Source organism: Pseudoxanthomonas sp. YR558 (assembly GCF_900116385.1).
Classification (GTDB): Bacteria; Pseudomonadota; Gammaproteobacteria; order Xanthomonadales; family Xanthomonadaceae; genus Pseudoxanthomonas_A.
The window spans coordinates 338,319-361,498 of record NZ_FPCI01000002.1; the positions used below are offsets into that span (position 1 = coordinate 338,319).

A 23,180-nucleotide genomic window follows, 5' to 3' on the forward strand; every position below is an offset into this window, starting at 1 on the left:
CTAATGCACGGCGGTGAACGGGCTGTTATCCCGTCCACCGCGCGCGATTACTGCATCAGCACGCGACCGGTGCCGCGTCCGCGCAGGATCTGCAGCACCAGCTGCGGCGGCGAGCGCTCGAAGGTCGCGCGGAAGCCGGGCAGGTCGCCGAATTCGCCACTGCTGCTGGCCACGATCACGTCGCCCGGACGCAGACCGCTCTTCCATGCGCGGCTGTCGCGCGCCACGTTGCTGACCTGCACGCCGCCGTTGGCGCCCTGGCTGCGCAGCACCTGTCGCGCGGATTCGTCCAGTTCCTTCAGCGTCGCGCCGGTCAGGCGCGCGTCGATCGTCGTGCCGTCGGCCGAGCGCGCGCCTTCCTTCAGTGCCACGTTGAGCTGCACCGGCTTGCCGTCGCGGCGCACGTCCAGCGCCACGCGCGTGCCGACCGGCTGCAAGCCTTCGAAGTTGTGCAGTGCCGCGCGGTTGTCGATGCGCTGGCCGTTGGCGGTGGTCACCACGTCGCCGGGCTGCAGGCCGGCGGTGGCCGCGGCCGAGCCGGGATACACGCGGGTGACCAGCGCGCCGCGCGGCGCGTCCAGGCCCAGGCCGCGCGCGGTGCGCTCGTCCACGTCCTGCGATTCCACGCCGAAGGTGCCGCGCTTGACCACGCCGCCGTTGGCGATCAGCTGCTCCATGATCCCGCGCGCCATGTTGATCGGGATCGCGAAGCCCAGGCCGATGTTGCCGGCCATGCTGCCGCGCGGGTTGAAGCTGGCGGTGTTGATGCCCACCAGCCGGCCCTGCAGGTCGACCAGCGCGCCGCCGGAGTTGCCCGGGTTGATCGAGGCGTCGGTCTGGATGAAGTTCTGGTAGCCCGCCACCGGGATGCCGCTGCGGCCCACCGCCGAGACGATGCCCGAGGTGACCGTCTGGCCCAGTCCGTACGGGTTGCCCATCGCCACCACGAAGTCGCCCACCTGCAGCTGGTCGCTGTCGGCCATCTGCACCGCGGTCAGGCCCTGGGTGGGGATGCGGATCAGCGCCACGTCGGTGTCCGGGTCGGAGCCGATGAACTCGGCTTCCACCTGGCGGCCGTCGCTGAGGGTCACCGACACGCCGTCGGCGTTCTCCACCACGTGGTGGTTGGTCAGCACGTAGCCGCGCACCGCATCGACGATCACGCCCGAGCCCAGCGCGCGTTCCACCCGCTCGCGCGGCATGTCCGGGATGCCGAAGATCCGGCGGAACACCGGGTCGTCGCCGAACGGCCCCAGCGGGCTGGCCACCCGCACGGTCTGGCGGCTGTACACGCTGACCACTGCCGGGGTGACCCGCTTGAGCATCGGCGCCAGCGAGGGCAGCACCTGGCCATCGACGGCGGTGGGCAGGGCGGCGGCGGCCGGGACCGCGGCGGCGGCGCTGGGGGCGGCCTGGGCCGGCTGCTGCAGCAGTTCGTTGAGGCCGGTGGCGGCGAAACCGCCGAAGGCGGCGGCAGCGGTCAGGGCGATCAGGGTCGGGAGCGGGCGCATCGCGTTCTTCATGGTCGGTCGGCGGGTCGTCGCATAGATAAGGAAGGAGGGGCCAGGCCCGCACGGGGCGGGGAGGCGAACCTGAATGAGTCTGCTCAGAGACCCCTAAACCGGCAATGAAGTTCGGGTCGGCGTGGCCCCCTGGCCGGCGTCATGACGTGATGACGGACGGTGCCTTGGCGTCACCGGAATGTCATGTCAATCCGGTTGACAGAGGTCACACCCGGGCGTAGTTTGCATGCCTCGTGTGGACACAATATGTTGCGGTCCAGCACGTGGCGGACCCAAGCGATGGTGTTTTCAGGCGGTTTTGCTTGGGAATTCGGGCGCCTTTGGGGATTGGCGCATGAGGGCGAGGGAAGCAGTGGGCGACACGGCGATTTCCAGGTCGGTGGTACGGCCCACTTCCACAATCCGGCAACCCGGGCGGCGCCTCCTGAGCGACTGCCTGCGCCGCCGTCCCCGTCGTCCGGGTCCGCGTTGAGATACAGGGGGTGGGCCCGGCGCCCACCCGGCACAGCCATTACGGGTTCCAGTCGTTTTTAGGAGAACAACAAAACCATGAGTACGGTGCGCCTCGAGGCGATCAAGACGGAACAGCCCACCCTGATCCCCATGCAACCGGCGTCCCAGGACATCTGGGACAAGAAGTACCGGCTGAAGACCAAGCAGGGCGAGGCCCTCGACGCCGACATCGACGGCACCTACCAGCGCGTGGCCCGCGCCCTGGCCGACGCCGAAGCGACCCCGGAGAAGCGTGCCTACTGGTACGAGCGCTTCGTGTGGGCGCTGCGCCGCGGCGCCATCCCGGCCGGCCGCATCACCTCCAACGCCGGCGCCCAGCAGCACAAGCCGGCCACCAGCACGATCAACTGCACCGTCTCCGGCACCATCGAAGACTCGATGGACGGCATCCTGGACAAGGTCCACGAAGCGGGCCTCACCCTGAAGGCCGGCTGCGGCATCGGCTATGAGTTCAGCACGCTGCGCCCGAAGGGCGCCTTCGTCGCCGGCGCCGGTGCGTACACCTCCGGCCCGATGTCCTTCATGGATATCTACGACAAGATGTGCTTCACCGTCTCCAGCGCCGGCGGCCGCCGCGGCGCGCAGATGGGCACGTTCGAGATCTCGCACCCGGACGTGAAGGACTTCATCCGCGCCAAGCGCGAAGACGGCCGCCTGCGTCAGTTCAATCTCTCGCTGCTGATCACCGACGGCTTTATGGAAGCCGTGGACACCGACGCCGACTGGCCGCTGGTGTTCCCGGTGAACATCAAGGAGAAGGGCGACATCGACGTCGAGGACGCCGCCCAGGTCGTCTGGCGCGAGTGGCCCACCCACAAGAACTACATCGTCCGCGACGACGGCCTGGTGGCCTGCAAGATCTACGGCCACATCCGTGCCCGCCACCTGTGGGACATGATCATGGTCTCGACGTACGACTACGCCGAGCCGGGCTTCATCCTGATCGACCGCGTCAACGAGATGAACAACAACTGGTGGTGCGAGACCATCCGCGCGACCAACCCGTGCGGCGAGCAGCCGCTGCCGCCTTACGGCGCCTGCCTGCTGGGCTCGGTCAACCTGACCACCTTCGTGCGCGATCCCTTCACCGACCAGGCGCGGTTCGACTGGGAGGAATACAAGGAAGTCGTGCGCGTGTTCACCCGCATGCTCGACAACGTGGTCGAAGTGAACGGCCTGCCGCTGCCGCAGCAGCAGGCGGAGATCCTGCGCAAGCGTCGCCACGGCATGGGCTTCCTGGGCCTGGGCAGCACGCTGACCATGCTCAAGCACAAGTACGGCAGCGCCGAATCCTGCGAGTTCACCGAAGCCATCGCCCGCGAAATGGCCGTGGCCGGCTGGGAAATGGGCCTGGCCCTGGCGAAGGAAAAGGGCGCCGCCCCGATCATGGACGAGCTGTTCACCGTCACCGCCGCTATGCTGCGCCAGCGCCCGGAAATGGCGAAGGACGGCTGGAAGGCCGGCCAGGAAATTCCCGGCAAGGTCCTGCACGCCAAGTACAGCCGCTACATGCAGCGCGTGGCCGAAGTGGCCCCGGACCTGGTGGACGAGCTGGCCGAAGTCGGCAGCCGCTTCACCCACCACAGCTCCATCGCGCCCACCGGCACCATCAGCCTGTCGCTGGCCAACAACGCCTCCAACGGCATCGAGCCCTCGTTCGCGCACCACTACAGCCGCAACGTGATCCGCGAAGGCAAGAAGTCGAAGGAAAAGGTCGACGTCTACTCCTACGAGCTGCTGGCCTACCGCGAGCTGGTCAACGCCAACGCCATGCCGTTCTCGGACGATCCGGAAGCCAAGCTGCCCGATTACTTCATCGCCGCCGACGACATCAGCCCGAAGGAGCACGTCGACGTGCAGGCCGCCGCGCAGCGCTGGGTGGACAGCTCCATCTCCAAGACCGCCAACGTGCCCACGGACTACCCGTACGAGCAGTTCAAGGACATCTACCGCTACGCCCACCAGCAGGGCCTGAAGGGGTGCACCACGTTCCGCTTCAACCCGGCCGCCTTCCAGGGCGTGCTGGTGAAGGAAGCCGACCTGGAGAACACCACCTACCGCTTCGAGCTGGACGACGGCAGCGTCATCGAGGTCAAGGGCAACGAGCAGATCGAGTACGACGGCGAGATGCACACCGCCGCCAACCTGTTCGATGCGTTGAAGGAAGGCTATTACGGCAAGTTCTGACCGGCGCCTCGCCGGTCCGCGTCCCCTCGCCGCAGGTCGGCGGGGGGAAAGTTGAACCACCGATTCATCCGCTTCACCGTTCCACCCCGCGCCATCGGGTATAGCATCGGCAGCGTCAACCAACCTCGCCCACAGGAGGGCAACATGAGCAACGGTAATGGTGTCACCGCGACGCTTTCCGGCGCCGCCGAAAGCGTGAAGGACAAGGCCGTGGAAATCGGCGAGGCCGTCGCCGCCACCGCCAGCGCGACCGTCACCAAGGCGAAGAAAGCCGCGAAGAAAGCCAAGAAGACGGTGACCGCCGACATCGCCAAGGCGAAGAAGGCCGTGGCCAAGCGCACCGACAAGGCCGCCAAGGCAGTGAAGAAGACCGTCGCCAAGGCGAAGAAGAAGCTGGCCGCCGCCAGCACCGCCGCCAAGGCCGAAGCCGCCAGCCTGCAGAAGAAGGTCACCGGCAAGAAGCCCGCCAAGAAGGCAGCGAAGAAGGCAGCGAAGAAGGCCACCAAGAAGACGGCCGCCAAGAAGGCGGTGAAGAAGGTCGCCAAGAAGGCCGCCGCCAAGAAGGCGCCGGCGAAGAAGGCCGCCAAGAAAGCCGTGAAGAAGGTCGCCCGCAAGGCGCCCGCGAAGAAGGTGGCGAAGAAAGCCGCCCCGAAGAAAGCGGCCAAGAAGGCCGTGAAGAAAGCCCCGAAGAAAGCTGCGAAAAAAGCAGCCCGTAAGTAAGACCTGATGCTTCACCCCACCTCCCCCGGATCCGGGGGAGGGTTGGGGCGGGAGCCGGCCCGGAAGGCCATCGCCCCGCCCGTCGTCGTCACCATCAACAAGACAAGAACAGGATTCCCCCGTCATGGCCGTCAAGATCGACAAGAAAATCAAGGGCTACAGCGTGCTCACCCCGGAAGACAAGGCGCGCGAAGCCGCAGCGCCGGTCGCCACCGCGTCGGTGCCGCGCGAGACGGTAGAAAAGGAAACCCCGCAGGACAACATCATCCAGATGCACGAGCGCATCGAGCGCCCGGAAGTCCTGATCGGCAGCACCTACAAGATCAAGTCGCCGCTGGTGGAGCACGCCATGTACGTGACCATCAACGACATCGTGCTCAACGCCGGCACGGAGCACGAGCTGCGCCGTCCGTTCGAGATCTTCGTCAACAGCAAGTCCATGGAGCACTTCCAGTGGATCGTCGCGCTGACGCGCATCATGTCGGCGGTGTTCCGCAAGGGCGGCGACGTGACGTTCCTGGTGGACGAGATGAAGGCCGTGTTCGATCCGCGCGGTGGCTACTTCAAGGCCGGTGGCGTGTACATGCCGTCGCTGGTGGCCGAGCTGGGCGCCATCGTCGAAGAGCACATGAAGTCGATCGGTCTGATCCACGACCCGGAAATGAGCGCCCACCAGCGCGCCATCCTGGCCGAGAAGCGCAAGCAGTACGAAGACCGCGCAAAAAAAAACTTTGACGTAAGCGAAACCGTGACCGCCGCACCGGCCGCACCCGCCCAGGGCGCCGCCGAGGACATCGCCGTCACCGGCGATGGCGCCAGCTTCCCGCCTTCCGCCACCCTCTGCCACAAGTGCAGCACCAAGGCCCTCGTCATCATGGACGGGTGCGCGACGTGTTTGAACTGTGGGTATTCGAAGTGCGGGTAGGCGTGTGCCTGAACAAGCATCGAGTTGACCTGGTCGCATTGATCAACCTTCAAGGAAGGAAGTTGAATGGCTCGTCCACGTGTTTTCGTCAGCTCCACCTACTTTGACCTCAAGCACATACGAGCGTCGCTAGATGTGTTCATTCAGTCACTAGGGTACGAGTCGGTTCTCTCCGAGAAGGGTGACATTGCGTACTCACATGATCGTCCTCTTGATCAGTCTTGTTACAGAGAGGCTGAGGCCGCCGATATGTTTGTGTTGATAGTCGGCGGTAGGTATGGAAGTGAGGTCGGCGACGGCAAGCGGCCAAAAAGCAGGACGTTTTTTGATCGCTACGAGAGCATCACGAAAACCGAGTACGAGACAGCGGTCGGTCGCGACATGCCGATCTATATTTTTGTTGAGGCTGGCGTGTACGCGGAGTACATGACGTATCAGCGAAATAAAGATAACGAAAAGATAAACTACGCGCACGTCGATTCGGTAAACATCTTTCGGCTGATTGAAGAGGTGCTTTCGAAGCCGAGAAACAATCCAGTAAAGACTTTCGAGAAGTACGGCGACATTGAGGCTTGGTTGCGGGAGCAATGGGCGGGGCTTTTTCGGGAGCTTCTGAATAGCAAGTCGAGTGAGCAGCAGCTCAATGCATTGAGCGCACAAGTCGGGCAGTTGGCTGAAGTAAATGAGACGCTTAGAAAGTATCTTGAGGCAGTCGTTTCCGAGACAGTTCAAAATTCGACCGTACTGATCTCGTCCGAGCAGCGTCGCCTGCACGATGCGAAAGTCCTTGACTCAGTTAGGGCTAATCGCTGGTTCAGACACTTGAATGACGTTTCTACTATTGACGTGGAAAGATTTGTCGAAGTTACAAGGCTGGCGACGTCGATCGACGAGTATTGTGAAGCCTTGGAGAAGGTGACGGGGAAGGAGGACCTCGCCGCTGAGCTGGCCTCAACGCTGATGATCGAGCTTGCTCAGCTCGACTTGAATGAGATCCGCAGGTTGCTTGGGGTTGCAGAGTTCTTGTTTGATGATGACCTCGAGGAGTTGGTCGCTAGTGCTCCTCTCCTTGATGCCCCTAAATCACCCAGATCGTCGAGATCCCGAAAGGCCGGAAAGCCCGACTAGACAGACGACTGGAGAGCCGCGGCTAGCTAGAGTTAGCGCCAATCCGTCGAGTAGGAGGGGCAAGCTATTCTCGGGCCATTCTGTAAATCACGCTTGCCGACCGTTCTGCCATCTTCTTGCTGTAATCGACCATTCCGGCCTTCCTTGCCTGTAGTCACATGAGTCTTGGACAACCGCTTAGTGGGCGGTCTAACGTCAGCGCAACCCCAACAGCTTGCCCCCGCCATCACACAGGCTCGCTCTCATGCCAGGTCCCTCTCCTCTAGTGCAGCCCGGTCCCACCACGTTCAGTGCTCTGAAGGTGGATCATTGGCGCCAGTTCCGAGAAGTCAGCATCCGATTTCATCGGCAACTCACCATCGTTACCGGCGCGAATGGCGCGGGCAAGTCGACGCTCTTACAGCTATTGAACCGTCACTTTGGGTGGCACCAGAACTTTGTCGGAACCTCGAAGCTGACCGCCACTCAAGATAAGAGGCGCTACACGACTGATTGGTGGCTGGAGGATGCTCTAGAATCACTGACGGCCAGTGTGTCTCTGGAGCCGCTGGGCCCTGGACCGCGTGGGCAGCACCGGCCTATCGGATCGATTCAGTACTCTGACGGCATGAATGGAGGCCTTCTCGTCAGTGCTGAAAATGTGAGCTACGTGTACGACGTTACTGTCACAGCACAAGCCCCCGTCGAAGGCCTCGCCATTCCGTCGCATCGACCGCACTTCAATATTCAGCAAGTTCAGAGCATTCCGACTCAGCCTCGTCGACGCAACGAGGTCTTCAACCAGTATCGGAATCTGCTGCAGCAGCGACTGCAAGGAACGCACACGCAGTTCTCTCCGCACTACTACATGAAGGAGACACTGATTGCTTTGGCGACGTTCGGATACGGCAGCCAAGCAGTTGTCTCAGATCCGGAGTCGGCACAGATCTTCGAAGGATTCGAACGGATCCTCCATAGGATGCTGCCTACTTCGCTTGGATTTCAGCGTTTGCGGGTCATAGTGCCAGATGTGGTCCTAGAGACGAGGAGCGGCCATTTCTCGATCGATGCAGTATCGGGTGGAGTGTCTGCAATCATCGAGCTGGCTTGGCAGATATTCATGTTTGAGCCCTCCGGAAAACGATTCGTTGTCACTATCGATGAGCCGGAGAATCATCTGCATCCGCAGCTTCAGAAGCGCGTTCTGTCGGATCTCATTTCGGCGTTTCCAAACGTGCAATTCATTGTTGCAACCCATAGTCCTTTCATTATTGGATCGGTTCCTGACTCCAATGTTTTCGTGTTGGACTATGACGAGTCGAACAAGATATGCAGCACGGAGCTCGACACAGTCAACAAGGCTGGCAGCGCGAACGAGATCCTGAGGGAGGTCTTAGGCCTTGATTCGACTTGGCCGGTCTGGGTTTCGGCGAAGCTCGATGAGATCGTTCTCCGGTATTCCGAGCTCGACTTCACGGATGCATCTATGCGCCAACTGCGACAAGAGATGCAAGCGCTTGGAATGGAGAACTACATACCACAGACCATCGCAAAAGTCGCTTCTAGCAAGGAAGATTCAAGTGATTCGACTTAGCAAGTCGGTGCCGGCGCCGGAGATTGTTGCGGAGCTGGCAGCCCGAACTGAGCGCTTTCTTGCGCTTTCAGCCGCGGGTGAACCTATCCCCGACTCGCTAGCGAGGGGATATTCGACGCCCGCGATCAAGACCTTGCTGCGTCTGGAGACAGCAGATAAGTGCGCGTACTGCGAGTCCAAGGTTTCGCACATCGACTACGGGGACGTCGAACACATCATCTCCAAGGACGCCGTCCCAAACTTACGCTACGACTTTTCTAACCTCACGTACGCATGCTCCATCTGCAACAACAGAAAGCGCAATTATCACGACGAGGACCTTCCCCTATTGAACCCATATGCGGATGATCCCTCAGGGCATCTACACGCAGCCGGGCCGATGGTTCTTGGTAACGCTGGCAGCGAGCGTGGATGTGTGACCACAGGTCAGCTTCGCCTCAATCGCTCAGAGCTTCTACAGCGCAGGGCCGAGAGGATCGATCGTGTTCAGACCCTTGTTCGAGCATGGGAGACGGCTACGAGCGCTGGATCGCGCCAGGTGATCCAGAATCAGATTTGGCTAGAGTGTGGATCTGACAGTGAGTTTTCTTTTGTCGTCTCAGCATACGTGAGAAGCAGGGGGCTGCAGTTGCCAGCATAGCGTGTGGGTCGGCCAACGCCCAATCCAGAAGCCTGCTTAGAGGCAGTTGGTGACGGCCTAACGTCACGCAGCGCTAGAGCATAGGATGGGTTGAGCGGAGCGATATCCAACAGTCGGGACGATAAGGCAAGGGGAGGCCATGGAACGTCAGGAGCCCAGGTTCGACAAGGACATGAAGGGCGTGGAGTTCCGTCCGCGCTCCTATCGTGGTCCGTCGCAGCAATCGCACTCCCAAAGCAATGAAGGCTTCGCCTGGAAGATCGGCGTGGCTGTCGGCGTCGGCGTGCTGGGCGCGCTGTTGATATTCAATGCCTATGAGCGCCATCAGGCGCGGCCCGATGTCGAAGAAGCGATGCGCGTGCTTGAGCAAGAGAGCGCCAAGCTGGAGCATGAGATGCAGACCGCCGTCCGCGCGGCCGCCATTCCTCCGCCCCGTCCTGTCGCCGTCATTCACCCCGTCCCGCCCGGCTACCGCTGTGCGGGCGGCACGCTGCTCTATCGCGACGGCAACAGCTGGACCCAGATCACGGCGCGGTCGAATCACGTCTATTGCCCTGGCTCAGGCGTCGAGGATTGCTATCCGGTAACGCCGCGGTCTGTGGGGTGCGTAACCCGATGATGTTGTTTGGCGAAGAAGCCGAGCGCGCTGAGCGCGTAGGGTGGGCTTCAGTCCACCTTTCCAATAGCGCATGCAAACAGGTGGGCCAAGGCCCACCCTACGGTTTCGATCAAGAGGTTTCTCAATGAAGGTCGCAACCATCATCATCGCGGGGCTGTTCAGCATTGCGGCCACGCTTCCGGCAGCCGCAGAACCGGCCAGTAACCCCAACGCGTGGCTCATCGGCGATTGGGTCCTCTGCAAGAACCCGGACAAGAGCCCCAAGGACGCCCTGCGCTTCGCGCCTGACGGCACGGGCCAGGTCATCAGCGCGAAGGGCAGCACCGAACTCGTCTACCGGGTGCGTGGCGATCGATTGGAGATGCTGGCCAATGCGAAGGGCTATGCCATCCCCATCACGCTGACGATCCAGCCCAAGCGGGATGTACTGGAGAATCACGACGAGGACACTGGCAGTGTCACCACCTACGTTCGTAAGGATGGTGCGCGCCTGGCGGAGTGCGATGCCTGAGATGGGCGACAATCCTCTCGCAGCCATAGAGCGCCTGGAGCGTGTGGCGTATGGGACTCGCTTACTCCGCAGTGCAGTTGATGCATTATGGGAAGAGCTGCCAACTCCATCCAGCAGACGAATGGCTGTCGTTCGTGGTTTTGGAAGCGTAGTTGGGCAGCACACGAAAGCCCAGCAAGTGTTGATTCAAAGCGGACTCGATGTGTCTGCATCGACATTAGTCAGGCCCACTTACGAAGCGCTGCTCCGGACTATGTGGGCCCTCAAGGGTGCGGAAGATGCGTGGATAGATGGTTTTCTATCTGCTCGCCCGGAGGCCTTGCGGTCTGATGCAGAGACCCGAAAGGGTCCAGACGTCGAAGCGATGCTCAAGACCATCTCGCAGCATCATCCGCCTTCCGTTGTGGCGCCCCTCGAGGCGCTGAAGGCAGCGACGTGGCGGGGCATGCATTCGTATGTACATGGGGGCATCCGTGCCGTAGCACAGAGTTCGATGCCTTTCCCGCATCAGGAGATGGGTTCAGTGCTGATCAATGCCAATGTCATGCTGATCATGGCTACTGAAGCAGTCCGCACAGCCCACGGCCTGCTTTCCCCTACGTTGCCGTTACTGCGCAGTCAGTACGCCGATTGCTTGCCAAGTGCCACCGACGTGACAACGGCATCGATATCCCCACAAATGTAAATAGACACCCCGCCATCAGCGACGCAAACTCGCTTCCAAGGAGCGTCGAATCTCCCCTGATAGCGGTTCCCACCTACGACAACCCGGTGGGTTTTTTGTGCCCAAGGCATCGGGCACATCCGGCGCAGACTGTTCCGCGTCGGGAGGGCGGCTAATACAACACCTCGCGAGAGGAAATACGCCCGCCGTCTATCAGCGGTTTCGAACCTCCCGACACCCTGCGGGCGCAGCGCGCGCCCGCAGGCACGCCTCGCTCCACACGGAAGGACACCGCCATGAAGCACGGAACGCTCACCGACCCCGGCTACCACCTGCCCACCGACGCCCACGCCGAACTGCAGGCCCTGCGCGACCACCTGCACCTGCTGGCCCAGCTCAGCATCCCCGAGCACGAACACCCTGACAGCCTCGTCCTGCCCCGCACCGGCCTGGCCCACTGCTTCACCCACCTGGCCGACACCGCCGACCGCATCGTCGCGGCCGTGACCAGCTAACTCCCACATCGTGCCGGCGCGTGCATCCGATCCGCCGCCGGCCACCGTAAGCAGTGCGCACCACCTCGGAATCCACACGCCAGGATCCTCCATGCGCCGCTTCCTCGCTTTCGCCCTGCTTCTCGCCGCGCCTGCCTTCGCCCACGCCACGCCGCTGGACGGCACCTGGCGCGTGGACCTGACCACCGATCCCGCCAAGCCCTACACCCAGCCCATGCAGCTGACGCTCAACGCCGATGGCACGGTGACCGGCAGCTTCTACCAAAGCACCATCGAAGCCGGCCGCTGGAAAGAAAGCCGCGGCCGCCTCTGCGCCAGCTTCCGCACCACCGACGGCGTAGGCCCGTACCACACCGCCGTATGCCTGACCGGCGACACCGCGACGGGACAGACCTGGGCCGAACACCGCAACTTCCTGTTCAACTGGAACGCCGTGCGCGCGCCAACGGCCGAAGCCGCGGCGACGCCCTGAGTGGTGCTACGCACGTAACGCTTCCGTGCCCGCGGGTCCGGCCGTTGGCCTAACCCTGGCTACATGCACGTACCCACCTGACCGACACCGCTGGCCGCATCGTCGCGGCCGTGACCCTGACGGGTGATGACGTGCGTGGCATAGTTCTGGCCAAGGGAGGGGTAGCCTATGAGTGCTCGTAGAGGCCTTTTGTCCAAGGCGCAGTCGGTGCTTGAGGTGGCAACCAAGCTGACCATCATTGGCGTGCCAGCGTTCTACCTGATGGGTTGGGCTTACCTTGAGTCCTATTGGGCCGAGTTTGGAATCAGCGAAACCCTATTGGGCTTGTCTGCTGCCGACTACGTTCGCGCCGGGGCAATGATGTTTGTCCGGCATGTCGTCGAGGGATCGTCTTGGATAGCGATCCTTGCGTGGGCGTCGCTGGTGCTCCTGATTGTGGTGATGCTGCTCACCGCCTTCGCGATGCCGACGTTGTTTGCCGCGGCCCGCTGGTTTCGATCGCTCGTCCTCTCTTTCCGGAGAGAGGGAAGGGTGGACCCGAAACATCGCAGGCTCGCACGCTCCGTGGTGTCAGGGGTGGATGCTGCGCGAACGTGGCTCATGAACGCACTTTTGATATTCCTGCTCGTGCTTTGCCTTATCTATCTTGGCATCCAACCCTCGAAGGAGCGCGCAAAGGAGTACGCACAGAAGGAGATCGCGACATTCGCTACATTCGCAACCACCGAACGCAATTGGGTGTTGGGTTACACCGAGAACGAGGACGTACGGCCAGCGCTCGTCATGCAATGCGGCAGCGAGATGTGCGTGCTGATCACCAGTGAGAAGCTGGAAGTCATCCCGCGCTCTGCCATCACCCGCATGGAAACCTGCCGCCGTGTCGGCAGGGCGGATGACGGCACGTTCCACTGCATCACCCGGACGGCGCTGCTCCCAACCCGAGCAGCCTCCGGACCCGCATCGCCATGAGCCGTCCATCCAACCCCTACGAAGCACCCCATGCGTCGCTCGCGGCGACGGATCCCTCGCCAACGCACATGCCATGGACGATGACCGCCGCCTTGGCGTGCTACCTGATCGGCTGTGTCTTCGATGTGGCTCCGCTCATCGGTACGCCCATGTCGAAATCCGAGGTGTTCGTTCCCGCGATGACGGTGCTCAGCGTCTACACGGCGCTCATGGCGTTCGCATTGTGGAGGCGCCAGCGATGGGCGAGGGCATGGGTCGTGCTGACCACGGCGATCACCGCGATCATCCTCGTCCGCATGCTCTGGCGAGGCGTCTCGATGGAACATTGGGATGCTTACGTCGCCTCGCTGTTGCGCATCGCGGCCACCGTCGCGCTGCTGATGCCATCCAGCCGTCGTTGGTTCGCGGCCAAGACGGGATAGCGCGTAGGGTGGGCTTCAGCCCACCGTCCCATGAGTCGCAGTGTGATCCGGCCGGTGGGCCAAGGCCCACCCTACGCTCCTGCAATCACCGAAGCCGGCAGGGAGGCGTTGGCCCACATGTCCATCCGCGCCGGAGCGTGTGGCTGGCTGTTCGCTCGGCACCGGTTTGTACGACAATGCCCGCCAAGGCAGTACGCCCCTGCGAAGGGGGAAACGGGTGGAGGTGATGCGCCCGTCTTCGCAGCGAGCGGGAACGTGCCGGGGAACCTCTTTCTTTTCAAAAACTACGTTGGGGAGACGTTATGCGCTTTGCGTTCAAGCAGGTGGGTGTAGTGCTGGCGATGGCATGGAGTCTGGCGCCGTTCCAGGTATCGGCACAGACGGAGGCCGTCGCGGAGACGCCCGTCGCGGCGCCGACTCAGGACCAAGAAACGACGGTCTACCTGATCCGCGAGAAGAAGTTCGTCGGCGGCGGTCGCGATGTGTGGGTGGCGCTGAACGACAAGGTCGTGGCGGCCATGGACAACGGCGGCCACGTCGTGTTGAAGCTCAAGCCCGGGCTCAATACCTTGAATGGTGTCCAGGCCAAGGCCGGCTTCGCCTACACCACCGTGGACAACCGGCCCGGCGAGACGGTCTATCTGCTGATGGAATACCTGGGCGGCAAGATCACCGAAGTGGCCGCAGAGCAGGGCCTCACGCTGGTCAAAGAAACCAAGCCGCAGCAGGTGCTCGCCGAGACGCGCCCCAACGACGGCTACGACAACCTGCTGGTCAATCCTGAACTGCTGGGGCTGGGACTGATCGCGACCACCGCAGAACCGATGGCGCCCGACGCACAGAGCGCGGTCATCAATGTCTATCGCCCGGCGAAACTGATTGCAGAGATCCCGTTCTCGCTGTGGAGCCGCGAGGGCTATGCAGGCAGCCTGCGTGGCGGCCAGTACATGCAGCTTCGCGTGGCGCCGGGCAAGCACACCTTCGTCGCCTTCTCCGAGCGCCTGTCCGTGCTGAACGCCACCGTGGAAGCAGGCAAGGAGTACGCCGTGGAATTCGACGTGGGCATGGGATGGAACCAGGCGCACATCAAGCTCCTGCCGGTGACCCTGAGCGCCGAAGCGGCCAAGGTGGACGGCTGGAAGGCCAAGCTGGCACGCGTCGGCGTCAATAACGACGCCCTGCAACAGCCGCGCGTGGCACCGCGCCTCGCCGCCGGCCTCGACCACCTCAAGGCCATCGAGGACAAGTGGGCGAGCGAAGAAGCGGCCTCCCGCGAACTGAAGGGGAGTGACGGGCGGTAATCGCAGCGCATAGGGTGGGCTTCAGCCCACCGTCCCATGCGTTGCAGTGCGATCCGGGTGGTGGGCCAAGGCCCACCCTACGGTGCTCAACGCCCCTGTCGTTTCGTGGCTGGCAGCAGCTGATCGAGGGCTTCATTGGCGCCCGGACGTACGTCCATGGCGAGGGGAGGCAAGCCCCGTTGCCTCCTCGACAGGTTGATCTGCGCGATGATGCGGAACGCGCGAAGGTCTGCCGCGTAGTTCTGTTCCGGCGACAGGCGAGGGGTCTCGCGCAAGCCCACCAGCCAGTCACCTCTCAGAATGGCTGCACGGTAGTAGCCCTCTGCCTTGACGGGATCGCCTTCAGACAGCTGCGCGATCCGCGCCAGGCTTTGCAGCGCGTACGAAGAGCCGGCTTCGCTCGCGTTCTTGAGAACCGACAGCGCCTGCGCTTTGGACGACGGATCGCTCATCGCGACACTCTCCGCGGCGGTGACATCCGCCGGTGAGCGGGCCAAGCCGTCAGACGGCAACTGAGCGGCTTTCGCGCCGTTGAAGGCGGCCAACTGTTGCGACGTAGGGAAACCGTTTCGATTGAGCCAGGCGGCCTGTTCGGGCGTGGTGGCTTCCCATAAGGCGTCGCCGACCTCAATGCGTTCGCGATGAAGCGCGGGAAGTGACGTCTCTCCTGGTGCGCCGAGTGCACCGTTGGGCATCACGGTACCGGCCGAACCCTGCGCTGCGGGAGCGCCATTGTCAGCGGAGAGGGTGTGCCCCCGGGGCGCTTCCTCCTCTTGTGAAGACTTCTTGAGCCAGAACGCCAGCATCCCAAGGAGCGACAAGAGAACAAGCAGGAGAATGAGACGGCCGATTTTCATCTGGGAAGGTCACTCCGAGGAATCACGTCATGGCAGGGGGGGAGGCATCGCCGCCGTACGACCTCCGTCGCCCAAGTGAAGCGCGTAGGGTGGGCTTCAGTCCACCTTCCCATGCGTTGCAGTGCGATCCGGGTGGTGGGCCAAGGCCCACCCTACGGCAAAGATGGCACTCAACGCCCCATCGCTCTCACATTGAGCCCCATCGATGGGGCTCCGAGCTCCATCTATCGAGCTCGGAATCCCACGCGCGGGGCAGGTGAGTGCCATCGATGGCTTTCCGAGCCCCATCGATCACATTCCGAATCCCATCGATGGCACATTGAGCTCGATCTCTCTCACATTGAGAGCCATCGATCGCGTTCCGAGCTCCATCGATCGCGCGCCGAATGCCATGCCATGGCATTCCGAATGCGATCTGCCGGGCTCGGAGCTCCGCATCTCACACGCCGAGTGCCATCGATCGGGCTCTGCAGCTCCATCGATGACATTCCGAGCTCCATCTCTCCCCTTCTCACACATCGCAATGTGAGAGGCATTGCGCGCGCACGCGCGCTAGGCTGCGATCGTCGGCGATGAACGCCGACGTGTCCTTTCGGCAATCAATGGAGTGAACATGAGCCAGAACCGCATCTCCCTGCACCTCAGCAACGACGACCAGGCCATCATCGAAGGCGCCATCGCCACCCTGGAACAGCACCTCACCGGCCTCATCGGTCTGACCCCCGATCAACGCCGCGAGCTGACCAAGATGGGCGACAAATCCGAAGCCTTCTGCCGCCAGGCCGTCATCACCCTGGGCAAACACCCCGACGTGCTGCCGCGCAACTTCGACGTGGACGAATACCGCGCCGACCTGGTGGCCCTCGACATCCTGCGCCCGCTGATCGCCCGCCTGCAGCGCGTCTACGAACGCATGGTCGATAGCGAAATGGCCCTCGGCAGCGACCTGATGGTGGCGTCCCTCGAGGGCTACGCCCACCTCAAGGTGGCCGGCCGCGGCGACGGCCTGGAAGGCATGCGCGAAGCGTTGGGCAGTCGGTTCGAGCGCAAGCGACGACAGGAACCCGAGCCGACGGCGTAAACGTCGCGTCATCAACAAGAAAGGCGAGCTTCGGCTCGTCCTTCTTGTGGCGTGGCTGTCAGACGTAGCTCGGGTAAGCGCAGCGCACCCGGGAGCGCGTTAAACGGAGGCTTCAGATGCCGGCCTAGGCCGCCGACCTGGTCAGACCGTACAGCGCGGATAGAGCTATCCGTCATTGAAGCGCATCGAACCAAGCAGGGAGCGGGTGCATGGTCAATGGAAATCGTCTTGCAAGTCGCGGACTCCGCGTGAGTGTGGTTGTCGGCTTATGTGCCGGCGTGGTCGCGTGCGCCTCCGGTCTACCCATCCGGGCTCCTCAGGCGGATTTCAACGGCGCTTGGTCAGCAAAGTGGTGCGACCGGAAATATCCGAGAGACCCATGTGGAATGTTCGACCTGTATCTGATTCAACGTGGTGAGCGAATTTGTGGCCAACACTTCGCCGCAACGCCGAGGCTGTCCAAGCTGGAGGAAGGTGAGCCGGGCTCGGTGCTCGGCACGGTCGTTGGCAATGCAGCCGTCTTGGTGATCGACAACGCGCGAACCGGAGAGAAGAATGTCGCTGTCGTGACCCTTGCGCCCAAGGGTCTGCAATGGCGCGTGATCGGCACTGCGGTGCGAGGCGAGTGGCCTGGGGACAGCATCATCGGCGGAACGTGGGTGCTGAGCGACGACAGGTCAGAGCATGCACTGTCGGCGTTGCATGATCTAAAGGCGCTTCCCTGTCGATGGCCGGATGAGACCTCAAATGACGAGCCTTGATTGAAGGCACGGCACACCAAAGGTGTCGTGCCCAGGATCAATGCCGTCCCCGGCAGGGTAGATCACTGTGGCGCTCATCCATCGCTGGCAGACTGCCAACTGTCAGGACAAGGTCAGGAGGACCCCATGGCAGCTCCAAGATTCACAGTCCAAGCGTCTGCACTTGCTCTGATCGCTTCCTGCACTGGATTGGTTGGTTGTGCATTCAACCCACCGATGCAAACGACGAGGCCAGACTTCACGGGAAGTTGGTCAGTGAAGTGGTGCGACAGAACCAACCCGGCGCTCGATTGCGGCGGCTTCAACGCGACGCTCGTGCAGGACGGTGACCGCATTTGTGGCGACTTCGGCGGCGCACTCGTCAACCTGCGGCAGGTCGACGAAGGAAGCATTGTCGGCACCGTGGTGGGTGACACCGCTGTTCTGGCGGTGGAAAGCTACCGTAATGGCTCAATTGCGTTGGTACGCGCGACGCTGAAGGGTGGCGATCTGCATTGGAAGGAGGTGGATAGCATCCTGCGTGGGGAGACGGATATCGCCATCATTGCCACGGATAGCGTACTGGTGAGATCGCTTGCGGCTTCATCGCAGGCGGAAACGAAGAAGAGCGAAGCAAAAAGCTGCAGCGCGGTGCAAGGAAGGGAGGAGAACTGATAATGGACTATCGGGAATTGAGCCAGGCTGAGTACGATCGAAAGCTGCGACTCGTGGTGGTAGGGGCCGAGGGGTTGCATGCCCGTGCCCAGAACATTGGCGATCGCATGGCGACGATCGGTTGGGGATACACGTTCAACCGAAACAACAACGTTGCGATCTGGCGGGAATCCGGTATCGATTTGACGCAAGAGCAGTGGCGGACGCTGGCGGCCATTGATGCGGCTGCGCCAAGCGCCGAGAAGACCCGGATTGGCGTGACCTTCACGCGGGTACTGGATGCAGCGGATTCGGACAAGTTGCTGCGGGCCTCCCTCACAGAGTACGCGGGCCCTGCGGACGGCCTTGGGATGCCCCTGTCGGACGAAAGAGTCGCGGTGGTTTCGTTAGCCTACAACCGAGGGGTGGGCAGTCTTTCCGGTTCGCAACAGCGCAACGTCCCTGAGCATCCTGTGCTCGACGCCATACGCAGCGGCAACCGCGCAGAAGCGTGGTTCCAGATGCGATACAACTGCTGGGGAAGCGACGAGCTTGATGAGCAGTATCCAGATGCGGATTCGAAAGAGGCGGGGCTTCGCAAGCGACGGTTTGCGGAAGCCGAAGTGTTCGGACTGTACGATGATCCCGACAATGTCACGCCTCAGCAGGCCCGCGATGTGTATCAGGCGTTCCAACTGCATCGCGACGAAGTTGAGCGCGTCGAACGGGAGTTCGGCATTACCGTTGAGGGAGAGGCCGCTCGTCGCAACCGTGTCGCACAAGCGAACAGGGACTATCCGGCGCTGGTGAACGAGTACGGTCGTGTCTCCTCGATCGCCGACGCGCTTGCACCCGCGCGTACTGCGCTGCTACAGGATCTGCGCCGACAATACCCGGAGCTATCGGATCGGCTTACTGACGCCAATTTCAATGTGGGGCGTATCCATCTCGATCCAGGCCGCGACTTGCAAGAAGCGGCAATGGTGGATCGCGAGCACCCCGGAAACAACCGAACCCAGAATGCGGTACGTCGAGAACAGCGCAACACGACTGGTGAAGCGATAGATCAGAACCATGCCGCCACCCTCGACTCCCGCAGGATGCAGGGCAATGCCGAGATCGCCAGCAACGACCTGCTGATCGGCGAAGGGGGAAACGACACCCTGCGGTCGCACCGCGGCGACGACATCCTGATCGGTGCGCAGGGCCGCGACCGGATGGAAGGCGGCGAAGGCCGGGACACCTACGTGGTCGACGCGGGCGATACCGTGATGGATAGCGACGGGGTGGGCGAGGTGCGCTGGGGCGGGGTTGCGCTGACCGGCGGCATGCGCGATGAAGGGCAGGCAGAGAATACCTACCGCAGTGAAGATGGTCGGTTCAGCTACGTGCTGGAGAACAACCACCTGACCGTCACCGATGGATTGGCGGCGGATCACGCGCGCCGGGATCCCGTGGTGATCGAGAACTTCCAGAACGGCCAGTTGGGGATCACCCTGGACGGACGGGGTCGGGAAACAGCACCGCAGGCAGGGGCAAGTTACCAGGACAGACCCGGTCCTGCGCGCGAGCTGTTCAACGATCACTATGTGGGCGGGGTCCATGCGGCACTGGTGGCTGGCGACAGCCAGGCGCTCGACCGGCTTGCCATCGAGCTGGCTCGATCTCCAGAGGGGCAGCACATGGCGCAGGTGGGCGACCGGATGCTTGCCCAACAGCAGTCGGTGGAGCATCAGCTGCAGGAGCAGCGGGAATTGCCGATGCGCCAAGGGCCGGCAATGGCCATGTAATTCACCTGACGAACGCGTGGGAATTCACGGATGAATGACGGAGATGCAGGGAACGCGATCAAGGCAATCTTGATGCTGCGTTCGGAGATGACCCAACGCGAGGCGCGTATGAGCGCTTCGTTTGATCAGCACATGCAATCCCTGCAACAGCGGGTGGACGAGTTCCGGCAGGAGGTTGCCGGGATCGTCAAGGGCGCCAGCGCCCAGATCGCCACGGAAGCGAAGGATGCTGTGTCGCCGGTTGCCAGCGAATACGGACGCGCCGTCTCGGCCACGTCCGCTCACCTGCAGGCGGCCAGCAAGACCGTCTGGATGTGGTTCGCGACCACTGCGGGGACCCTGCTACTGGTACTGCTCGTCGGTGGGGTCGTGCTGGGCTACTACCGCCGCGAACTCAGCACGGTTAAAGACGAACTGGAGCGCTACGAAAACGCTATCCCCGTTCTCGAAGCCTATTACGCATCGGATGCTGTCATCTGCGGTGACCGCGTGTGCGTCCACATCGATCCGAAGGGCCAGCGGGCCGGCGACAAGCGCCAATATCAGCAAGCCAAGCCGCGAGCCCGGGATTAGAATCGGCAGAAGAAAGGCGAGCTTCGGCTCGCCTTCCTTTTTTTGGCAAGCTCGCACTCCCGCTGCCTGTGCTATCGCAATAGCGACCGCGGGATACACTGGGCGCCACGCGAATCACCCACAAGGAACCCCCATGGCATTCACCACCACCGCCTCCGGCCTGCAGTTCGAAGACACCGTCGTCGGCAGCGGCGCCGAGGCAAAGCTCGGCAGCAACGTCACCGTGCACTACACTGGCTGGCTGTACGAGAACGGCGAACAAGGCGCCAAGTTCGACTCCAGCAAGGACCGCGGCGAGCCTTTCATCTTCGCCCTCGGCCACGGCATGGTCATCGAGGGCTGGGACGAAGGCGTGCAGGGCATGAAGGTGGGCGGCCAGCGCACCCTCATCATCCCCGCCAGGATCGGCTACGGCGCTCGCGGCGCCGGCGGCGTCATCCCGCCGAACGCCACCCTGAAGTTCGACGTCGAACTTCTGGGCACCTGAGTAACCGCATCACGTAGCCCGGGTACGGCCGTTCGCCGGGCCCGGGTTACGCACTTTGGAGTGCGCCTTTGACGGTCGAGTAGCGTTCGCTACCGGCTTCACGCAGGCGCGGGTAGGCTGGCGCTCTCCCTCCACGAGGCGCCACCATGGAACCCACCGTCCACCCCTTCTCCACGCTGTTCGCCCAGTTGGGCCTGCCCGACGACAACGCGAGCATCCAGCAGTTCATCGCCACCCACTCCCCGCTGCCGGATGACGTGCGCCTCGAAGAGGCCCCGTTCTGGTCGCCCGCGCAAGCGCAACTGCTGCGCGAAGAACGCCTCGACGACGCCGACTGGGCGATGGTGGTGGACCGCTTGAACGTGGCATTGCACGGCAGCGCTGCGTAACGCTGCTTAGCCCGCGTAAGCCTTCCTTGTCGCCGGGTTCGGCCGTTGGCCGTACCCGGGCTACGTTGGGCCGCCTGCCTGTCCGACCCGCTCGCGCGCGGCCGCGAGCAGCGCCTCCAGCACGCGATCGCCGAAGATCTCCCGCACGTGGGCCTGCCACTTCTGGCTGCGCAGGAATCGCGGGTACGGCATGTCGTTGCCGCCGAACGATTCGCGCGTGCCCGTGTCGCGGGTGAAGCGGATGCGGGTCTCGGCCAGTTCGATGCTGTAGCGCTCGTTGCCGCGCGTGGCATGGTGCCAACGTTGCGTGTGATCCACGCCTGTGAAGAATCGAAAGAGTCGGCGTATGCGCCACATGCTCATGGCACTGTATGCACCTGCGCCGGGCCACCGGTGAGCTTTCCGCGTGTCTTCGCCGTTTCGCCGAGGTAGGCCAGCGCGAACTGGGCGAATTTGACGCTGTGCTGCGCCGATTCGCCCATCGTCGCCAGCGTGTCCTGGGTGGTGTGGATGTAGGGGAAGCTGCCGTTCGGGCCGCCGGCCTCGAACATCATCGCGGCGGGATAACCGGCGTTCGTCCATGAAGCGTGGTCGGAGCAGGCGTATCCGCAGGCGGTGTTGCTGCGGGTCAGGCCCCTCGGCGCCAGGTAGGTATCGAACAGGGTGATGAAGAAGTTCTTCAGCGCGGTGTTGGAATAGTCGGTGATCAACTTCATGTCGGTCACCGCGCCGGACTTGTAGTTGGTCATGTCCACCTGCAGCACGCTGACCACATTGACGCCGCTGGCGCGGAAGGATTGCGCGATGGCGTTGGAGCCGCGCAGGCCGACCTCTTCCGCCGCATAGCCCATGAACTTCACCGTGCGCCGCGGCTGCCAGCCGTTGGCCAGCGCGATGCGCAGGGTTTCGGTGAGCGTGGCGATGCCGGAGGCATCGTCGTCGGCGCCCGGCGCCAACTGGTTGGGGTCGTTCGGTGTGCTGCCGTTGATCGAATCCAGGTGCGCGCCCAGCACGACGACCTCGTCGGGCAGGTCCCAACCGCGGATGGTGAGGATGACCGAAGGCTGCGTGCTGCAATTGCTGCAGGCGGTGAACAACTCGGTGGTGACGTCGTCGCGCCCGGCGGCGAGCGACTGCCAGTGCGTGCGGATCCACTCGGCCGACGTCTTGCCATGCGTGCTGGCGAAGTATCGGTTGCGGTAGCTCGAGAGGTGGTTGATGGTGTCGTAGATCCGCTGTTCCTGCACTTGCGGCAACCAGCCATTTACGGTGTCCTGATTGTCGAGCGTGTAGGTGGCGAGCAGCGTCTTCGCCATCGCGTCCTTCGCCCGGCCCTCGGCGACGAAGGCCTCGGCCTGCGCACGCGTGGGGAACGCGAAGTAGCCGCCGCAGCGGTGCTCGTTGACGTGCACGTAGCGGCTGATCTCGCCGAGGCGGTCGGCGCGGGTTTCGGAAATCAGCACCGGCATGCCGCTGCTGTCGCGCCGTGCGAGCGGGTTGCGGGCCACGCTGCGGATGCCCTGGTACGTCTCGGGCGAGGTCACGATGTACACGGGGGCGAAAGGATCGGTGGGGGAGGACGTCGCCGTCGTGGTGACCGGGGTGGCCGTCCTGTTCATCCGGGCGAATCGCAAAGAAGAGGTTTCGCTCGCGGCTGCGATATCCGACGCCATGGACGCGCGCATGGGCTGCGATCGCATGGCACGCGGCGTATCCGATCGCATCAGGGTGGCGCCGATCAGCAGGGAGAGAACGAGCGTCGTGGGACCGAGCAGGAGCGGTTTCATCGTGGCATCTCCTGGACGAAGGTCCGCGGTCGGGCGGCTGTCACGCTACCACTTTCATGGCGGCGCCACGCGTGCAAAAAGGGGGAGGGCGAAGGGTGCTCCGGCAGACGGACCCGTGCGCCGCAGGGTGGCAGCGCCGC

At 63.0% G+C, this 23,180-nt stretch carries 24 protein-coding genes; 20 read left to right on the top strand and 4 right to left on the bottom strand.

Translation table 11 applies throughout. From position 1 onward, the window contains the following. Positions 1-47 precede the first annotated feature (47 nt). On the bottom strand, positions 48-1,511 hold the full coding sequence (locus tag BM365_RS13075; protein WP_093490786.1) for a Do family serine endopeptidase: 1,464 nt from the start codon (positions 1,509-1,511) through the stop codon (positions 48-50). A 561-nt stretch (positions 1,512-2,072) separates the two neighbouring features. On the opposite strand from BM365_RS13075, the gene BM365_RS13080 reads away from it, so the two are divergent. The 13 genes from BM365_RS13080 to BM365_RS13140 all read left to right on the top strand — a co-directional run bounded on the left by BM365_RS13080 (position 2,073) and on the right by BM365_RS13140 (position 14,682). Continuing rightward, positions 2,073-4,223, top strand: a complete 2,151-nt coding sequence (locus BM365_RS13080) for an adenosylcobalamin-dependent ribonucleoside-diphosphate reductase (protein WP_093489982.1) — start codon at positions 2,073-2,075, stop codon at positions 4,221-4,223. A gap of 144 nt (positions 4,224-4,367) precedes the next feature. Continuing rightward, positions 4,368-4,943, top strand: coding sequence for a hypothetical protein (locus BM365_RS13085; RefSeq protein ID WP_093489983.1), 576 nt, complete (start codon positions 4,368-4,370; stop codon positions 4,941-4,943). 124 nt (positions 4,944-5,067) lie between these two features. Beyond that, complete coding sequence (locus BM365_RS13090) at positions 5,068-5,868, top strand: TSCPD domain-containing protein (RefSeq protein WP_093489984.1); 801 nt, start codon at positions 5,068-5,070, stop codon at positions 5,866-5,868. A 66-nt stretch (positions 5,869-5,934) separates the two neighbouring features. Next, entirely contained in the window at positions 5,935-6,996 is a 1,062-nt protein-coding gene (locus BM365_RS13095) for a DUF4062 domain-containing protein (protein WP_093489985.1), read from the top strand. Positions 6,997-7,240: 244 nt separating this feature from the next. Then, positions 7,241-8,569 carry an AAA family ATPase gene (locus tag BM365_RS13100; RefSeq protein WP_093489986.1) on the top strand — a complete coding sequence of 443 codons (1,329 nt, stop codon included), beginning with the start codon at positions 7,241-7,243 and terminating at the stop codon, positions 8,567-8,569. 779 nt (positions 8,570-9,348) lie between these two features. Then, on the top strand, positions 9,349-9,828 hold the full coding sequence (locus BM365_RS13110) for a hypothetical protein (protein WP_093489988.1): 480 nt from the start codon (positions 9,349-9,351) through the stop codon (positions 9,826-9,828). A 124-nt stretch (positions 9,829-9,952) separates the two neighbouring features. Further along, a complete protein-coding gene (locus BM365_RS13115) occupies positions 9,953-10,339 on the top strand; it encodes a hypothetical protein (protein ID WP_093489989.1) in 387 nt (128 codons plus the stop codon). Then, positions 10,332-11,024, top strand: coding sequence for a DUF6988 family protein (locus tag BM365_RS17875; RefSeq protein ID WP_139227426.1), 693 nt, complete (start codon positions 10,332-10,334; stop codon positions 11,022-11,024). Before BM365_RS13115 ends, BM365_RS17875 begins: the two co-directional genes overlap by 8 nt. A 275-nt stretch (positions 11,025-11,299) precedes the next feature. After that, a complete protein-coding gene (locus BM365_RS13120) occupies positions 11,300-11,518 on the top strand; it encodes an XAC0095 family protein (RefSeq protein ID WP_093489990.1) in 219 nt (72 codons plus the stop codon). A 91-nt stretch (positions 11,519-11,609) separates the two neighbouring features. Then, complete coding sequence (locus BM365_RS13125; RefSeq protein ID WP_175502093.1) at positions 11,610-11,990, top strand: hypothetical protein; 381 nt, start codon at positions 11,610-11,612, stop codon at positions 11,988-11,990. A gap of 216 nt (positions 11,991-12,206) precedes the next feature. After that, a complete protein-coding gene (locus BM365_RS13130; protein WP_139227427.1) occupies positions 12,207-12,959 on the top strand; it encodes a hypothetical protein in 753 nt (250 codons plus the stop codon). After that, positions 12,956-13,381: a hypothetical protein gene (locus BM365_RS13135; RefSeq protein ID WP_139227428.1), complete on the top strand. Its 426-nt coding sequence runs from the start codon at positions 12,956-12,958 to the stop codon at positions 13,379-13,381. The genes BM365_RS13130 and BM365_RS13135 overlap by 4 nt, the downstream gene beginning before the upstream one ends. A gap of 302 nt (positions 13,382-13,683) precedes the next feature. After that, positions 13,684-14,682, top strand: a complete 999-nt coding sequence (locus BM365_RS13140) for a hypothetical protein (RefSeq protein ID WP_093489993.1) — start codon at positions 13,684-13,686, stop codon at positions 14,680-14,682. 86 nt (positions 14,683-14,768) lie between these two features. On the opposite strand, the gene BM365_RS13145 is transcribed toward BM365_RS13140, so the two are convergent. Beyond that, positions 14,769-15,539 carry a hypothetical protein gene (locus BM365_RS13145; protein WP_093489994.1) on the bottom strand — a complete coding sequence of 257 codons (771 nt, stop codon included), beginning with the start codon at positions 15,537-15,539 and terminating at the stop codon, positions 14,769-14,771. Between the two features lie 613 nt (positions 15,540-16,152). Here BM365_RS13145 and BM365_RS13150 point away from each other — a divergent pair. The 7 genes from BM365_RS13150 to BM365_RS13185 all read left to right on the top strand — a co-directional run bounded on the left by BM365_RS13150 (position 16,153) and on the right by BM365_RS13185 (position 21,253). Continuing rightward, positions 16,153-16,620 carry a hypothetical protein gene (locus BM365_RS13150; RefSeq protein WP_093489995.1) on the top strand — a complete coding sequence of 156 codons (468 nt, stop codon included), beginning with the start codon at positions 16,153-16,155 and terminating at the stop codon, positions 16,618-16,620. 386 nt (positions 16,621-17,006) lie between these two features. Then, a complete protein-coding gene (locus BM365_RS13155; RefSeq protein ID WP_093489996.1) occupies positions 17,007-17,381 on the top strand; it encodes a hypothetical protein in 375 nt (124 codons plus the stop codon). A 255-nt stretch (positions 17,382-17,636) separates the two neighbouring features. Beyond that, positions 17,637-18,035, top strand: a complete 399-nt coding sequence (locus BM365_RS13160; RefSeq protein WP_139227429.1) for a hypothetical protein — start codon at positions 17,637-17,639, stop codon at positions 18,033-18,035. Positions 18,036-18,037: 2 nt separating this feature from the next. After that, entirely contained in the window at positions 18,038-19,804 is a 1,767-nt protein-coding gene (locus BM365_RS17880) for a hemolysin (protein ID WP_139227430.1), read from the top strand. A gap of 30 nt (positions 19,805-19,834) precedes the next feature. Continuing rightward, positions 19,835-20,377, top strand: a complete 543-nt coding sequence (locus BM365_RS18195; RefSeq protein ID WP_233210813.1) for a hypothetical protein — start codon at positions 19,835-19,837, stop codon at positions 20,375-20,377. A 133-nt stretch (positions 20,378-20,510) separates the two neighbouring features. Beyond that, positions 20,511-20,864 (top strand): FKBP-type peptidyl-prolyl cis-trans isomerase, encoded by a 354-nt coding sequence (locus BM365_RS13180; RefSeq protein ID WP_093490000.1) that lies wholly within the window; start codon positions 20,511-20,513, stop codon positions 20,862-20,864. Positions 20,865-21,010: 146 nt separating this feature from the next. After that, on the top strand, positions 21,011-21,253 hold the full coding sequence (locus BM365_RS13185) for a DUF2789 domain-containing protein (RefSeq protein WP_093490001.1): 243 nt from the start codon (positions 21,011-21,013) through the stop codon (positions 21,251-21,253). A 60-nt stretch (positions 21,254-21,313) separates the two neighbouring features. On the opposite strand, the gene BM365_RS13190 is transcribed toward BM365_RS13185, so the two are convergent. Together BM365_RS13190 and BM365_RS13195 are read right to left on the bottom strand one after the other, a co-directional pair. Next, complete coding sequence (locus tag BM365_RS13190; RefSeq protein ID WP_139227431.1) at positions 21,314-21,571, bottom strand: hypothetical protein; 258 nt, start codon at positions 21,569-21,571, stop codon at positions 21,314-21,316. Positions 21,572-21,612: 41 nt separating this feature from the next. After that, a complete protein-coding gene (locus BM365_RS13195) occupies positions 21,613-23,040 on the bottom strand; it encodes a M20/M25/M40 family metallo-hydrolase (RefSeq protein WP_093490003.1) in 1,428 nt (475 codons plus the stop codon). Positions 23,041-23,180: the final 140 nt, after the last annotated feature.